Origin of the sequence: Klebsiella sp. GW_Kp182 (assembly GCF_040062275.1) — a bacterium.
Classification (GTDB): Bacteria; Pseudomonadota; Gammaproteobacteria; order Enterobacterales; family Enterobacteriaceae; genus Klebsiella; species Klebsiella michiganensis.
The window spans coordinates 19,702-35,426 of the sequence record NZ_JBEAFQ010000003.1; the positions used below are offsets into that span (position 1 = coordinate 19,702).

The following is a 15,725-nucleotide window of genomic DNA, read 5'->3' on the forward strand; positions in this document are numbered from 1 at the left end:
AGAGGCGCTATGTTAGCGCCTCTGGATGCGGGTTGAAAGGGGCCAAGATCGGTTTTCCCGGCGGCGGCGCTGCTGCTTCCCGGCTTGCGCTGCGCTTAGCCGGGCTACAAGGTCACCTCTGTCTGCGCCCCGGGAAATGCACAACCGCTTAACGTGGTTCCAGGCAGTTATCCTCTTTCCAGCCGTACAGCCACTCGATGCCGCGATAAAACTCGCTCTGGGTCTTGCCTTTCCACAGCAGGTTGCGTACCTGGCGCTCAACGCCGGCGGCGTGATAGACCCGCCCCATTTCACGCGTCGACCAGACGATCCGCGCGGTACGCGGAATACGTACCGACTCATACAGCGCAAAAGCGCGGGCGGCGTCGCCGTCGCACTGCGCCAGGGCTTTACCCAGCGTCACCGCGTCTTCCAGCGCCATACAGGCCCCCTGGGCCATATACTGCGCCACCGGGTGAGCGGCATCGCCAACCAGCGTGATGCGGTCGTTGCCCCATTTCTCTACCGGCTCGCGGTCGGCGGTGGACCAGCGCCGCCAGGAGGTCGGCTTATCCAGCATCTGCCGGGGACGCGGGTGAATGCCTTTAAAGTAGTAGAGCACCTCTTCTTTACTGCCGTCGCGCACGCCCCACTCTTCTTTCTCCCGGCTGTGGAAGGTCACCACCAGATTGTACTGCTTGCCGCCGCGCAGCGGATAATGCACCAGGTGGCAGTGCGGACCCGCCCACAGCACCGGCGCGTTAATGCGCAAATCTTCCGGCATATCGGCGGCGTCGACCACCGCGCGATAGACTACATGGCCGGTCACCCGCGGCGAATCCCCCAGCAGGCTCTGGCGTACCACCGACTTACCGCCGTCGCAGCCGATCAGAATATCCGCCGTCCAGCTGTTGCCTTTGTCATCGAAAACCGTCACGTCATCGGTGGTCTGGCGGATATCCACCACCTGGGTCGAGGTGCGATACTCCACGGCCGGATGGGTCAGCGCCGCTTCCCAGACGGTGGCGTGGATGTCTACCCGGTGGATCACCGCATACGGCCCGCCAAAATGGTCGCGGAACGCCTGTCCGGTTTCAATATGCACCACCTCTTCGCCGTTTACCGCATCCATCATGGTGATATGGTCGGTAAATACCGCCCGCTGGCGGGCGACTTCGCCGACGCCGAGGCTGTCCAGCGCCGAGAACGCATTTGGGCCAAGCTGGATCCCCGCGCCGATTTCGCCGATTTCATGCGCCTTTTCCAGCAGCATCACTTTGATGCCCTGGCGCGCCAGAGAGAGCGCCGTGGCCGCTCCGCCAATACCACCGCCGACAATAATTGCTCGCATCACTTTTGCCATGTTGCCTCCTAAGCCGGGATCTTATCTTGTTGGTTTTCCGGCGCGGCGGCGATAAACGCCGGTAGCCGGGTGCAGGCGTCATAGACCGCCTGGCAGCGCGGATAGTGGCTGAGATCGCAGCCCATTCTCAGCGCGTTGGCCCACTGCGGTACCAGACAGCAGTCTGCCAGGGTGGGCGCATCGCCCACGCAAAAAACGCCGGATTTCGCGTGGCGCAATAGCTGCTCGACGGCGCTGAATCCCTGCTGGATCCAGTGCGCATACCAGCGCTTTTTCTCCTCTTCGCTTACCTTCAGTTCGTCGCTGAGGTAGCGTAAAACGCGCATGTTGTTTATTGGATGAATATCGCAGGCGATGGCGTAAACGATCTCCAGGACCCGCATCCGCGCGCTGTCCTCCTGGGGCAGCAGCAGCGGCTGCGGATAGTGCCGATCCAGCCAGTCGGCAATCGCCAGCGACTGGCCGAGAGATTCACCATCATCAGTAATCAACGTTGGCACCAGGCCAACCGGATTCAGCCGCCGGTACTCCAGCGCGTTCTGCTGACCGATGCGGATATTGACGCCCACGCTCTGGTAGTCGATGCCTTTCAGCGCCAGCGCGATGCGCACGCGGTAGGAGGCTGAGCTATTGAAAAAACTGTACAGCTTCATCATTCACCTCACACCACGCGCACGGCGATTGGCGTCAGTCCATCTACGTTGCCGGTGATGACATCGCCTTTCACCACCGCGCCGACGCCTTCCGGCGTGCCGGTGAAAATCAGATCGCCGGGCTGCAGCTCAAAGAAGCCGGAAAGATAGCTGATGGTTTCATTGACCGACCAGATCAGGTGACGAATATCGCTGCGCTGATGATCTTCCCCGTTTACCTGCAGCCAAATTCCGGCCTGGTTCACGTCCGCCGTATCCGCTTTATGCAGCGGCGCAATCGGCGCGGAAAGGTCAAAAGCTTTGCCAATCTCCCACGGACGGCCCATCTGGCGCATCTCCATCTGGCGATCGCGGCGGGTCATATCCAGCCCCGTGGCATAGCCCCAGATATACTCATGGGCCTGCTCCAGCGGGATATCGCTTCCCCGCTTGCCAATCGCCACCACCAGTTCAATTTCGTAGTGATAGTTGTCGGTTTGCGTCGGATACGGTAACTCCAGCGTCTCTCCCGCAGCGACGGGCACCACCGCATCGGCTGGCTTACAGAAGAAAAACGGCGGTTCGCGATCCGGGTCAAAGCCCATTTCACGCGCGTGAGCGGCGTAGTTGCGGCCCACGCAGTAAACGCGGCGCACCGGGAACTGCTCATCGCTGCCGACAACCGGAACGCTAATCGGGGCCTGGGGTGCAAAAACGTATTGAGTCATGATGGATTCCTTATTCTTCATTTTTAATAACGCGCTTCGCGGAACAGGCCGAGCGCTTCCTGCACGGGACGGTCCGAAAAGCTGAATAACACGGTATCTTCGGCAGAGTTAAAAGAGACGGCGTGCCAGGTCGGCACCACGAAGATATCTTTTGCCTGGAAGGCGAAGGTCTGTTCGCCAATGGTGACCTGGCCGCTACCTTCCACCACGTGATAGATAGTGCTGTCGGTGGTTTTCGCCGCGCGTGAGGTAAACCCTTTCGGTAACAGCTGCAGGAAGGCGCCCATCGACGGCATCGGGTAGCCGCCGGTAACCGGGTTAACGTAGCGCATTTTATAGCCGTCCCACTCGTCGGCATCGCCCATACGCGTCAGGTCGTGCAGCGCTTCGCGGCTGCGGTCGTAGCGATAGTTAAAGATGGGCGAAGAGTTACCGACCTGATGGCGCAGCGGCAGCATATTGGCGGCGTAGCGCGGCAGGTAGTCTCCCTCTTTGCGGGTCACCGGCTGCTGATCTTCCGGGTAATCCTCAGCGAAGCCGCAGCCCAGATAGTTCACCAGCGGCAGGTCGAGGCCGTCGAGCCAGACCACCGGCTCATTGCCGGGATTGCCGTGATCGTGCCAGCGCCACTGCGGCGTCAGAATAAAGTCACCGGCGCGCATGGCGGTGCGTTCGCCATCGACGGCGGTAAATGCCCCTTCACCTTCAACCACAAAGCGCAGAGCAGACTGGTTATGACGATGGCTTGGCGCCACCTCGCCGGGCATGATCAGCTGTAATCCGGCGTACAGCGAGGAGGTAATCGATGACTGTCCGCGCAGCGCCGGGTTCTCCAGCACCAGCACGCGGCGTATCGCCTCTTTCGCGCCAATCAGCTCGCCGCTTTTCATCAGCAGCGGACGAATCTCCTGATAGTTCCAGTAGGCCGGGGCGCAGGTGGCGTTCGGCGTTTTCGGCACCAGGTGGTGCAGGGATTCCCAAAGCGGCGTCAGGTTTTGGCCGGAAATATGCTGATAGTACTGCTGACGGTCTTTATTGATTTCCATTGAAGATTGAGTCATGAGCGTTCTCCTTATTTATTCACGATGCCAGCAGAAGGCAACGCGGCAGGTACAGATGTTGGGTTGCGGACGGCAAGCGTCAGCAGGACAAGCATCACGGCGCTAACGACGGCCGGTACTGCGATAACAAAAAACAGGGTGTCAAAAGAGAAATTCATCGCCATCATCACGCCGCCGGAGAGCGAGCCGACGATGGCGCCGCAGCGGCCGACCGCGTTTGACCAGCTCACCCCGGTCGCGCGGCTTTGGGTGGGATACAGCGTAGCGGTTAGCGCATTCAGCCCCACCTGCGAGCCGCTGATGCCAATCCCGGTGCCGAAAATCGCCAGCGCCATCAGCCACAGGCCGTTCTCGCTCAGGCCAATCATGACGATACAGACCGCCCCCAGGCCGTAGCTCAGCGCCAGCACCCGATACGGGTTGTAGCGATCCATCAGCGCGCCGAGCAGCAGCGCGCCAAAGGTGCCGCCAATCTGGAAGGCGGCGGTGACCCACGAAGCGTGCTGTAAATCAATCCCGCGGTGGTTAAGCAGCGTCGGCATCCAGCTGGAGAGCAGATAGATAATCAGCAGGCTCATAAAGAACACCACCCATAGCATTAAGGTGATGGCCAGCTGGCGACCGGCGAACAGCTGGCTGATGCTGCCCTTCGCCCCTGCGGCAGGCTCATCAAGCCAGAAATGGGTATCGGTATAGCGTTCGCCGGTTATTGCACTAACGTTTTTGGCAATCACCGCCTGCGGGAGCTGGCGACGGATCTGCCAGCGCGGAGATTCGGGAAGCAGCGGTATCAGCGCCACCGCCAGCAGCAGCGGCAAAACGCCGCCCAGCACCAGAATACCGTGCCAGCCAATCAGCGGGACCAGCTGCGCGCTGACCACGCCGCCGAAGGCCGAGCCGAGGGTGAATCCACAAAACATCAGGGTCACCAGCGCCCCGCGCCGCCGGGCGGGCAGATATTCCGAGGTCATGGTAATGGTATTAGGCATCGCGCCACCGAGGCCGAGACCGGTCAGAAAACGCAGGAACACCAGCATCTGTAGATCGGGGGCAAACGCGGAAAGCAGGCTGAACAGGCCGAACAGCGCGACGCAGAACTCAATCACCCGTTTGCGGCCAAAGCGGTCGGAGAGCGGACCGCAGAGCAGCGCCCCGGCGGTCAGGCCCAGCAAGCCTGCGCCAAATAGCGGCGCGAGGTCACCGGCGGTTAATTGCCAGTGGCTGCGGATATCCGGCGCAATAAAACCAATCGCGGCGGTATCGAAGCCATCAAGCATCACCACCAGGAAACAGCAGATAATCACGCGCCACTGCCGGGCGCCGACCGGCGCAGCGTTGAGTAGTTTTTGTAGTTCAAGTCGTTGAGTCATGATTATGCCTCAGAGCAGGTAGGGGTAGATGTTGTATTTATTTCTTTTATGTTGCGAGTTTGTAACCCTGGCAATGAAATGTACAATGGTATTTCGGGCATAGACATAACCTGGAGGTTATCGCTGATGGCAGACTGGACGCAGAAACTGAAGCTGCACCATTTACAGATGCTGGTGGCGCTGGGGGAGCAAGGCAATCTCACGCAGGTGGCGAAAATGATGAACATTACTCAGCCCGCGCTCTCCAAATGGCTCAGCCAGTTTGAAGACGAAGTCGGCATGGTTTTGTTCGAACGCCACAGCAAAGGTCTGCGCCCGACCGAAGGCGGAAAGCTGCTGCTTCAGCACGCCCAGCGGCTGATTAACGATATGTCGCGTTCGCAGTATGAAATCGAGCGTTTTAAACAGGGCGGACAGGTGGGCAGCCTGATGATCGGCTGTTCGCCGGTGGCGACCGACTGCGTCTCACAGGCGATCCTCGAACTGCTGAAAGAGATGCCGACCCTGCACCTGAATATCGAAGAGAAAGTGATGACGCCGCTGCTTAACGACCTGCTCGCCGGGGTGGTGGATGTCGTCGTCGGGCGCGTCGGCGGGCGGGCGCTGGAGCTGCCGCTGAGCTACCGGGTGCTCTACACCGAACCGGTCTGCTTTGTCGCTCGTCCCGATCACCCGCTGGCCCAGAAATCGCGATTAAGCTGGGCCGACCTCTCTCCGTGGCGCTGGATCGTCTGGCCCACCGGCACGCCAATTCGCCTGAGCATCGACAACGCGCTGGTGGATAACGGCGTGATGCTGCCGGAAAACACCATTGAGTCCGCCTCGATGAACGTCACCAGCAATCTGCTGCAGAGCAGCGATATGGTCTCGATTCTCTCATTGCGCCTGGCGCAGCGCTACGCGGCCCAGCACCAGCTGGCGATTCTTAATTTGCCGCGCATTGAACAAAAAGGTAGCGTTGGGGTGTTCTGGCGAAAAAGTGAAACACCGTCGTTGGCGCTGAGCCGGTTTCTGCACTGCCTGTCGCTGCAATCTACACTCTGATAGCCGTCCGTTTTGCTGTTCCCCGTCTCTATTGCAGGTATGCGTAGAATTCATGATGTGATCGGTAGCACATTTTTGGCTTTAATTGTATGATGAATGCGGTTCATCAAGGGTTATTACCATGAGTAAATCACTGATTATTGTCTGGCAGTATCTGCGCGCTTTCGTGCTCATCTACGCCTGCCTGTATGCGGGCATTTTTCTCTCTTCGCTACTGCCGATCGCTATTCCCGGCAGCATTATTGGCATGCTGATTCTGTTTTTTCTGCTGGCGCTGCAGATCATGCCGCCACAGTGGGTCAACCCCGGCTGCAACATTCTGATTCGCTATATGGCGCTGCTATTTGTGCCTATCGGCGTCGGCGTCATGCAGTACTGGGATTTACTGCGCGCGCAGTTTGGCCCGGTGGTGGTCTCCTGCGCGATAAGCACGCTGGTGGTCTTTTTAGTGGTCAGCTGGAGTTCACACCTGGTTCACGGTGAGCGCAAAGTGGTTGGGCAAAAAGGAAGTGAAAAATGATCCATGAAATCTGGTGGTCGCTGCCGTTAACCCTGGCCGTCTTTTTCCTTGCCCGCAGGCTGGCGGCGCGGTTTAAATTTCCGCTTCTCAACCCGCTGCTGGTCGCGATGGTGGTGCTGATACCTTTTCTGCTGATTACCGGCATCTCCTACGAGCGCTATTTCCAGGGCAGCAAAATTCTTAACGACCTGCTGCAGCCGGCGGTGGTGGCGTTGGCCTTTCCTTTGTATGAGCAGCTGCACCAAATCCGCGCCCGCTGGAAGTCAATCATCACCATCTGCTTTATCGGCAGCGTGGTGGCGATGGTCACCGGCACTACCGTTGCCCTGATGATGGGCGCAACCCCGCAGATTGCCGCCTCTATTTTGCCGAAATCGGTGACGACGCCGATTGCCATGGCGGTGAGCAGCAGCATTGGCGGGATCCCGGCGATCAGCGCGGTCTGCGTTATTTTCGTCGGCATTCTCGGCGCGGTCTTTGGCCACACCCTGCTGAATGTGATGCGCATCCGCACCAAGGCCTCGCGCGGGCTGTCGATGGGTACCGCATCCCACGCCCTGGGGACCGCCCGCTGCGCTGAGCTCGACTATCAGGAAGGGGCGTTCAGCTCGCTGGCGCTGGTGCTTTGCGGGATTATTACCTCGCTGGTCGCGCCGTTTTTGTTTCCGCTCATTTTAGCAGTGGTTGGGTAAATGTGATTTAAGTCACATTTTTAAATGCAACACGAATTAGTTGCAATGACAATGAGATGTTTATCACATATACAGGTTGTAACCACCCGTACACTAGATTTCCATTACATTGTTATGAGGCAACGCCATGCACCCACGTTTTCAAGCTGTTCTTCCCCAACTGGCGGCGGACCTGCAAGCGGCCATCGCCCCGATGCTGGCCGACCCGCATTTCCCGGCCCTGCTGAATGCAGACCAGGTGGCAGCGCTGCAAAGCGCGACGGGGCTGGATGAAGACGCGCTGGCCTTTGCTTTGCTGCCGCTGGCGGCGGCCTGCGCGCGGGCCGATCTGTCGCATTTTAACGTCGGCGCGATTGCCCGCGGCATCAGCGGTACCTGGTACTTCGGCGGCAATATGGAATTTCTCGGCGCCACCATGCAGCAAACCGTGCACGCCGAACAAAGCGCCATCAGCCACGCCTGGCTGCGCGGCGAAAAATCCCTGCGGGCGATTACCGTGAACTATACCCCCTGCGGCCACTGTCGTCAGTTTATGAACGAACTGAACAGCGGCCTGTCGCTGCGCATCCACCTTCCCGGGCGCGAAGCGCATTCGCTGCAGCACTATTTGCCGGACGCTTTCGGCCCGAAAGATCTGGACATAAAAACCCTGCTGATGGATGAGCAGGACCACGGCTTCCCGCTCAGCGGCGACGCGCTGGCTCAGGCGGCGATTCAGGCGGCCAACCGTTGCCATATGCCTTACAGCAACTCACCATCCGGCGTTGCGCTGGAGCTGAAAGACGGTACTCTTTTCACCGGTAGCTATGCCGAAAACGCCGCCTTTAACCCGACGCTGCCCCCGCTGCAGGGTGCGCTGAATCTGCTGAGCCTCAACGGATACGATTACCCGGATATCCAGCGCGCGATCCTGGCCGAGAAGGCCGATGCGGCGCTTATCCAGTGGGATGCCACCGCGGCGACGCTGAAGGCGCTGGGCTGCCATAATATCGATCGCGTACTGTTAGGTTAGTCACATTCTGCGGGCCAAACGGCCCGCGCTGTTGAAAATCCCCGCAATTAAACGACGGTTTCTTGCGCTTGCCCGACGGGTAAAGTAGCCTGAAGCTTCCTTCGTCCACTATTGAGCCAGGTCCATGTTAAAGCGTGTGTTATACAGCCTGTTAGTCCTGTTCGGCTTGCTGCTGTTAACCGTGTTGGGACTCGACCGCTGGATGAGCTGGAAAACCTCTCCCTATATTTACGATGAGCTACAGGACCTGCCCTACCGCCAGGTCGGCGTCGTGCTCGGTACCGCCAAGTACTACCGTACCGGGGTTATCAACCAATATTATCGTTACCGGATTCAGGGCGCGCTGAACGCCTACAATAGCGGCAAGGTGAACTACCTGCTGCTCAGCGGCGATAACGCACTGCAAAGCTATAACGAGCCGATGACCATGCGCCGCGATTTAATTAAAGCCGGCGTCGATCCGGCGGATATTGTGCTGGACTATGCGGGTTTCCGTACGCTCGATTCGATTGTCCGCACCCGTAAAGTCTTCGATACTAACGACTTTATTATTATTACCCAACGCTTCCACTGCGAGCGCGCGCTGTTTATTGCCCTGCATATGGGGATTCAGGCGCAGTGCTACGCGGTGCCGTCGCCGAAGGACATGTGGAGCGTTCGCCTGCGCGAGTTCGGCGCCCGCTTCGGCGCGCTGGCGGATCTCTATATTTTTAAACGCGAACCGCGCTTTTTAGGCCCGCTGATCCCGATTCCCGCGCTGCAGGAAGTTCCCGACGGCGCGCAGTCCTATCCGGCGGTCACGCCGCAGCAGCTGCTGGAGCTGCAGAAAAAAGAGAAGTAAAGCCTCCATAAAGTGAGCGTGATAACTGGCGTCTTATCGAGCGGGAATACTTTTCTGATTACGCGAGTGAGTATCGGGATACTGAGGATAGATACCCTGAATAATTCGAGTGGCAGGAAGGCGGCAAATTATCATCCAGAAAATGCAAAAGGCAGACGCCTGAACTGACGCCTGCCTTCATTCACTACTCGTTACTTCTTCCGCGCATACTTAAGCGAATCCAGCGCCACGGCGAAGATGATAATCGCCCCTTTGATAATGTACTGCCAGTACGGGTTCACGCCGATATAGGTCAGACCGTAGTTGATGACGGTGAAGATTATCACCCCGGTCACCACGCCAAATACGGTACCGACGCCGCCGCTGAACGATACGCCGCCGACCACGCAGGCGGCAATCGCATCCAGTTCATACATAAAGCCAAGGTTGTTGGTCGCCGAACCGATACGTCCGGCTTCCAGCAGCCCGCCGAACGCGTAGAACACGCCGGAGAGCGCATAAATCATCAGCAGGTTCAGGGCGACGTTGACGCCGGAGACCTTCGCCGCTTCCGGGTTACCGCCGATAGCAAAAATGTTTTTACCAAAGCGGGTCTTGTTCCACAGGATCCATACGAAGAACACGGCAATCAGCGCATAGAAGGTGATATACGACAGGCGGAATGAGCCCAGCGCCACAAACCCCTGGGCAAACTGCGAGAAGTGGCTATCGAAGCCGGAAATCGGCGACGCGCCAACAAAGTCGTAATACAGGGAGTTGATACCGTAAACGATGATCATCGTGCCGAGGGTGGTGATAAACGGCGTCACGTTCAGGTAAGCGATGATAATACCGTTGATAAGACCAATGACCGCGCCGATCGCGCACACCAGCAGGATAACCAGCGGGATCGGCATCGTGGCCATCTCCGGGAACACCTTATTGGCATTGTCCACCGCCTGCAGCATCGTGGCGGCGATAACCGCCGCCAGGCCGACCTGGCGTCCGGCTGAAAGGTCGGTTCCCTGGGTGACAATAAGTCCGGCCACGCCGAGAGCGATAATAATACGCACCGAAGACTGGGTCAGAATATTACTTAAGTTCAGCAAACTTAAGAAAGTCGGATCCTGGAAAATAATAATGGCCAGCAATACTAAAAGAACCACGTAAATCCCACCTTCTTTCAAATAGGTGAGAAAACTCTTTTTATTTAACGCACTCATGAGGAGCCCCTGATCTTAAAGGTGCAACGACGCAAGACGGAGAATTTCGTTTTGCGTGGTGGTTTTAGTCTCAACAATTCCGGCAACAAGACCATTGCTCATTACCAGAATACGGTCAGTAATACCCAGCAGCTCCGGCATCTCGGAGGAAATAATAATGATTCCTTTGTCTTTTTTTGCCAGCTCGGCGATCAGCTGGTAAATTTCGAACTTCGCCCCAACGTCAATGCCGCGCGTGGGTTCATCGAGCATCAGAATTTCCGGCTGGGTCAATAACCAGCGACCGATAATCACTTTTTGTTGGTTACCACCGGACAGCGAACCAATTTGCGTGTGCTGCCCCGGGGTTTTCACGCGCATCGAATCAATCACCCATTGGGTATCGCTTTTCATGCGTGAATTATCCAGCAATCCGACCTTATTCTTGTATTTCTTAATATTGGAGATCAGCGAGTTAAAACCGATATCCAGGTAGGCATAAATTCCCGTCGAACGGCGCTCTTCGGTCACCAGCGCAAAGCCATGGTTGATGGCTTCATTGGCATTATGGTTATTAATCTTCTTACCGTGCAGCTTGATCGTCCCGCCGGCCTTCTCGCGAATACCAAATAACGTCTCCACGATATCGGTACGTTTCGCGCCAACCAGTCCGGCAATCCCCAGGATTTCGCCTTTGTGCAGATCGAAAGAGACATCGCGAATCGATGGCTGGCGCAGTGAGGTTAAATTGCGCACCTCAAGAATTACCTCACCCGGCTTATTCTCCTTGTTCGGGAAGCGCTGATTGAGGGAGCGGCCCACCATCATCGCGATGATCTTATCCATATCCAGCCCTTCCAGCGGCTGGGTGGCAATCCACTGGCCGTCGCGCAGGATGGTAATTTCATCGCACAGCTGGAAGATCTCTTCCATTTTGTGGGAAATATAGACTATGCCGCAGCCGCGCTCTTTCAGCTTGCGGATAATTTTAAACAGATGGTTGACCTCTTTTTCGGTTAACGAAGAAGTCGGCTCATCCATAATCACAATTTTGGCGTTATAGGAAAATGCCTTCGCAATTTCAATCATCTGCATTTGCGATACCGATAGCGTTCCGACGCGAGCGCGCGGGTCGATATCAATATCCAGCTCATCGAAAATCGCTTTGGTATCACGATACATTTTGTCCTGATCGACAAACATGCCTTTGGTGGGATAACGCCCCAGCCACATGTTGTCCATTACCGAACGTTGCAATACCAGGTTTAATTCCTGATGAACCATTGAAATACCGTTCTCCAGGGCTTCTTTTGCCGAATGGAAATCGATCTCTTGTCCCTGAAAAAGAATACTGCCGGAATCTTTTTGATAGATTCCAAATAGGCATTTTAATAATGTAGATTTGCCCGCGCCGTTCTCCCCCATTAACGCGTGAATAGAGTGGGGACGAACCTTGAGGTTCACATTATCGAGAGCCTTGACGCCAGGAAACGATTTGTTGATGTTACTCATTTCCAACAAATATTCGCCTGACCGTTCGCTATTATTGCTGACCATAGTTATACCTGGCTGCGTGCGTGCATACCCCAGCCGACGCATTAACGACGAGCCGGGACGGGTTCTGTATCAGGAATAATCGGGCGTACAAGCGCGTACGCCCGCAGCTTATTAAGCGATTACTTACCGATAAATTCGCTCAGATTATCTTTATCAACGCCAACGTACGGTACGCGGACAATCTTATTATCAATTTTCCATTGAGTACCGGCAGCCGGTTCTTTACCATCGGCCAGGTTTTTCGCCAGATCGAAGGTGGCTTTCGCCTGATTGTTGGCATCGTTCAGTACGGTACCCGCCATGGCGCCGGATTTCACCAGCGCCAGCGCTTCAGGCAGCGCATCGACGCCGAATACCGGAATGCTGCTCTTATTGTGCGCTTTCAGCGCTTCTACCGCGCCCATGGCCATCGCATCGTTGTTAGCGATGACGACTTCAATTTTGTTGGCATTCGGGCCAGACAGCCAGGCATCCATCTTATCTTTCGCCTGAGCGGTATCCCACATGGCGGTATCTAACGCCAGTTGCTGAGTTTTGAAGCCTTTATCGTTCAGCTCTTTAATAACGTAGGTGGTACGCGCTTCCGCATCCGGATGGCCCGGCTCGCCCTTCAGCAGGACAAACTGAATCTGGCCGTCTTTATTCAGATCCCAGTTCGGGTTCGCTTTCCAGTGCTTGGCAATCAGGTCACCCTGAATCACGCCGGACTCTTTTGAGTCGGTACCGACGTAGTACGCTTTATCGTAGCTATCCAGCGCCTTGCGGGAAGGTTCTTTGTTAAAGAACACCACCGGCACGTTCTGGCCACGCGCTTTATCGATGACCGTCCCCGCCGCCGCCGGGTCAACCAGGTTAATCGCCAGCGCCTTCACCCCTTTTGCCAGCAGGACGTCAATCTGATCGTTCTGCTTGGACTGGTCGTTTTGCGAGTCATTCATCAGCAGCTGAACATCCGGCGCTGATTTGCCATCTTTTTCAATTGCCTTACGTACCACCGACATAAAGTTGTCGTCGTATTTATAAATCGTCACGCCGATACGGGTATCTGCTGCGTGAGCCGCGGCGCCAAATAACATGCTAGCCATTACAGCAGACAGGGTTAACACCTTCTTATTCATGGAATCTCCGGTTTTATTATGCAGGGTCTTTGGTGTGAAAATGGCTGGCGAGCGTTACATTTATGTTACTGCACAGCGACATTCACGACTGTAATTCTGTCTTCCGTGTAGGGTAACGCTCCTGAAAAACGGCTTTATTAATCGTTTAACCGCCGATTACTGCTGTAAAAGTGATTAATCACCGTGACATAGTATGTTCAGACTTGTAAACGCAGCAATCATAGTCAGCTTAATGTTAACAAACTGTGAAATCACTCACATATTGAAAGCGGTTACATCAGGCAGATAATTAGTTAGTGATCGGCCCCACAATTTGCCTCTGCGCCACCGAATGTCGGCGCACCAGCGTCGGCATAAAGCAGTGGCTGGCGTCACGATCCAGCTTTCCCGCCGCGCCCTGTAGCGCCAGCTCTGTCGCCAGTTTCGCCATCGACATAATCGGATAACGGACCGTCGTCAGCTGCGGGTCGGTGTAACGGGAAATGGGGATATCATCAAAACCGATCAGCGAAAGATGCTGCGGTACGGCAATGCCGTTATCTTTAAGCGTCGTGAGCGCGCCGGCCGCCATACTGTCGTTGTAGGCGAAAACCGCGCTCAGACCGAGGTTGCGCCCCAGCAGTTCGACCATCGCCGCCTCACCGCCCTGCATATCCGGCGACCCGGATCCCACCCAGCTTTCGGGAGCGACAATGCCGTGTTCATGTAACGCCCTTAACCACCCTTCTCGCCGTAAATCATCATCTTCAATGCCGTGATTGGAAGAGAGGTAGCCGATGCGCTGGTGACCATGATTGAGCAGCATGCGGGTCGCCATCAGCGCGCCGCTGACGTTATCCAGCCCAACGCAGCGGTGGGCATATCCCGGCACGATGCGGTTAATCAGCACCATTCCCGGCATATGCTCCATAAAATCCCCCAGCTCCGCGTCGCTCAGCGCTTTAGAGTGGACGATCAGCGCTGAACAGCGCTGGCGAATCAGCACCTCAATGGCGTTACGCTCTTTTTCCGCTTCATGATAGCTGTTGCCGATAAGCACATATTTCTGATGCTGCTGGGCGACGGTATCAACCGCTTTGACCAGCGCGCCAAAAAAGGCGTCCGACACGTCCATCACGACCACGCCGATGGTATCGCTGACCTGCGTCGCCAGCGCCTGCGCGTTGGCGTTCGGCCGATAGCCCAACAGCGTTACCGCCTTCATTACCGCTTCTCGCGTATCCGGGCTCACCAGCGCGCTGTTATTCAGCACGCGCGAAACCGTCGCGACGGAAACACCCGCCTGGCGGGCGACATCACGAATGGTGATCATACTCACCGACCTGTAGAGCATTGCAGTACGTCACACTCACCTCCTGTGTTCAGCAAGGAGGCTATTCTGGCAGCGACGTGCCGTACGCTACGTGAGTGAAGTCACAGGGATGGAAACGGTTACATCCATTTTGTTAATGATTGTGATCCAGATCGTTATCTGGATGTATCTTTTAATGATGTCCCCGACGCACGCAGGGTGAATTGACGCCATAGCCACTCAACGGGCCCCTGGCGGAAATGACGTAGCCAAAACCACGAGAAGAGAAGATTAACCGCCCATACGGCCGGTACGAAGGCTAACAGCTGTAAGCGGTCATACTTCATAAACAGGCCGAAGCGGTAGAACAGGGTAGTGCAAATCAGGGTCTGCAGCAGATAGTTGGTTAGCGCCATGCGCCCGACGCAGGCAATCGCCCCCACCAGACGACTCTGACACAGCTGCGGCCAGAAGCCCCAGGCCAGCGCCGCGTAGCCGATGGTTTGCAGCGGCGCGCCCAGCTCCCGCGGCGCCTGTAGCAAAAATGCGCACCAGCGGTAGTCCCAGCCAAGATGCCACTGGGCAATAATCGAGGGCAAGTTGACCGCCATTCCGGCCGCAATCAGCAGCCCGCCGGTACGCCGATAGTGGCGAAGGCTGAACTGCCCTTTGAGCCAGCCGCTGCGCATCAGCGCGGCGCCCATCAGCATCATACCGGCCAGCTGCCAGCCGTACTGCGCGCCCAGCGCCAGCAGGTTATCCGACAGCATATCCGCACGATTGCTCACCGCTTCAAAGCCGCCTTTTAGCTTCCAGTACTGCTCGTACTGCAAATTTGCCGCGTCCGGCAGCCACGAACGATTGGGCGTATTGCCGGAAATCAATCCCAGCAATAGCAGTACCGCCACGCCGATAACGTACAGCACCACGCCGGTATTAAACAGCGATTTGACATCGTGCGCGTCGCGCACCATCCGCCAGCCCACCAGCCCGACCAGCGCATAGGCCAGCAGAATATCGCCGTCCCAGAAAAACAGTCCGTGAATAAAGCCAAGCAGCGCCAGCAGCGTCAGGCGCGACTGGATCCAGCGCTTCCCGCGCGGCAGCAGAAGCTGAAGTCCGGCGCCAAACAGCAGGGCGAAGAGGGTCAGGAATTTGACCTGCGCCAGCAGATCGAGAATCGCCCAGGTCCAGGCGTCGCTGGCGGAAATGTTCCCGGACCACGCCGGGTTGAGGTAAGCGGCCTTCGGTAAACCGAAGGCGCTGATATTCAGTAGCAGGATACCGAGGATGGCGACGCCGCGGACAAAGTCCAGCGTGACATTTCTCTCCATGT

Annotated in this window: 15 protein-coding genes; 5 read left to right on the plus strand and 10 right to left on the minus strand. The window is 56.7% G+C overall.

What is annotated here, in order from left to right; translation table 11 throughout:
* Positions 1-148: 148 nt before the first annotated feature.
* The 5 genes from ABLU88_RS04540 to ABLU88_RS04560 are packed head-to-tail and all read right to left on the minus strand — an operon-like array spanning position 149 to position 5,133.
* Positions 149-1,342 carry a 3-hydroxybenzoate 6-monooxygenase gene (locus ABLU88_RS04540; protein ID WP_348836186.1) on the minus strand — a complete coding sequence of 398 codons (1,194 nt, stop codon included), beginning with the start codon at positions 1,340-1,342 and terminating at the stop codon, positions 149-151.
* Between the two features lie 8 nt (positions 1,343-1,350).
* Positions 1,351-1,995 carry a maleylacetoacetate isomerase gene (gene maiA / locus ABLU88_RS04545; protein ID WP_046877139.1) on the minus strand — a complete coding sequence of 215 codons (645 nt, stop codon included), beginning with the start codon at positions 1,993-1,995 and terminating at the stop codon, positions 1,351-1,353.
* A gap of 8 nt (positions 1,996-2,003) precedes the next feature.
* Positions 2,004-2,702: a fumarylacetoacetate hydrolase family protein gene (locus ABLU88_RS04550; RefSeq protein ID WP_014230148.1), complete on the minus strand. Its 699-nt coding sequence runs from the start codon at positions 2,700-2,702 to the stop codon at positions 2,004-2,006.
* Positions 2,703-2,725: 23 nt separating this feature from the next.
* Complete coding sequence (gene gtdA, locus ABLU88_RS04555) at positions 2,726-3,763, minus strand: gentisate 1,2-dioxygenase (RefSeq protein ID WP_014230149.1); 1,038 nt, start codon at positions 3,761-3,763, stop codon at positions 2,726-2,728.
* A gap of 11 nt (positions 3,764-3,774) precedes the next feature.
* Positions 3,775-5,133, minus strand: a complete 1,359-nt coding sequence (locus ABLU88_RS04560; RefSeq protein WP_004852652.1) for an aromatic acid/H+ symport family MFS transporter — start codon at positions 5,131-5,133, stop codon at positions 3,775-3,777.
* 126 nt (positions 5,134-5,259) lie between these two features.
* On the opposite strand from ABLU88_RS04560, the gene ABLU88_RS04565 reads away from it, so the two are divergent.
* From ABLU88_RS04565 to sanA, 5 genes are all read left to right on the plus strand, one after another.
* Positions 5,260-6,177, plus strand: coding sequence for a LysR family transcriptional regulator (locus tag ABLU88_RS04565; RefSeq protein WP_049085467.1), 918 nt, complete (start codon positions 5,260-5,262; stop codon positions 6,175-6,177).
* Positions 6,178-6,298: 121 nt separating this feature from the next.
* The gene (locus tag ABLU88_RS04570; protein ID WP_049102837.1) at positions 6,299-6,697 is read left to right on the plus strand and encodes a CidA/LrgA family protein; all 399 of its coding nucleotides are present in this window, start codon (positions 6,299-6,301) and stop codon (positions 6,695-6,697) included.
* Entirely contained in the window at positions 6,694-7,389 is a 696-nt protein-coding gene (locus ABLU88_RS04575; RefSeq protein WP_025106754.1) for a CidB/LrgB family autolysis modulator, read from the plus strand. The genes ABLU88_RS04570 and ABLU88_RS04575 overlap by 4 nt, the downstream gene beginning before the upstream one ends.
* A gap of 127 nt (positions 7,390-7,516) precedes the next feature.
* A complete protein-coding gene (gene cdd / locus ABLU88_RS04580) occupies positions 7,517-8,401 on the plus strand; it encodes a cytidine deaminase (protein WP_014839055.1) in 885 nt (294 codons plus the stop codon).
* Positions 8,402-8,525: 124 nt separating this feature from the next.
* Positions 8,526-9,242 (plus strand): outer membrane permeability protein SanA, encoded by a 717-nt coding sequence (gene sanA / locus ABLU88_RS04585; protein WP_004852661.1) that lies wholly within the window; start codon positions 8,526-8,528, stop codon positions 9,240-9,242.
* Between the two features lie 191 nt (positions 9,243-9,433).
* On the opposite strand, the gene mglC is transcribed toward sanA, so the two are convergent.
* From mglC to yeiB, 5 genes are all read right to left on the minus strand, one after another.
* Positions 9,434-10,444, minus strand: a complete 1,011-nt coding sequence (gene mglC, locus ABLU88_RS04590; protein WP_004122861.1) for a galactose/methyl galactoside ABC transporter permease MglC — start codon at positions 10,442-10,444, stop codon at positions 9,434-9,436.
* 15 nt (positions 10,445-10,459) lie between these two features.
* Positions 10,460-11,980 (minus strand): galactose/methyl galactoside ABC transporter ATP-binding protein MglA, encoded by a 1,521-nt coding sequence (mglA, locus tag ABLU88_RS04595; RefSeq protein ID WP_014230153.1) that lies wholly within the window; start codon positions 11,978-11,980, stop codon positions 10,460-10,462.
* Positions 11,981-12,099: 119 nt separating this feature from the next.
* Entirely contained in the window at positions 12,100-13,098 is a 999-nt protein-coding gene (mglB, locus tag ABLU88_RS04600) for a galactose/glucose ABC transporter substrate-binding protein MglB (RefSeq protein WP_014230154.1), read from the minus strand.
* Between the two features lie 289 nt (positions 13,099-13,387).
* Positions 13,388-14,410 carry an HTH-type transcriptional regulator GalS gene (gene galS / locus ABLU88_RS04605; RefSeq protein WP_014230155.1) on the minus strand — a complete coding sequence of 341 codons (1,023 nt, stop codon included), beginning with the start codon at positions 14,408-14,410 and terminating at the stop codon, positions 13,388-13,390.
* 155 nt (positions 14,411-14,565) lie between these two features.
* A complete protein-coding gene (gene yeiB, locus ABLU88_RS04610; protein ID WP_032719902.1) occupies positions 14,566-15,723 on the minus strand; it encodes a DUF418 domain-containing protein YeiB in 1,158 nt (385 codons plus the stop codon).
* Between the last annotated feature and the right edge of the window lie 2 nt (positions 15,724-15,725).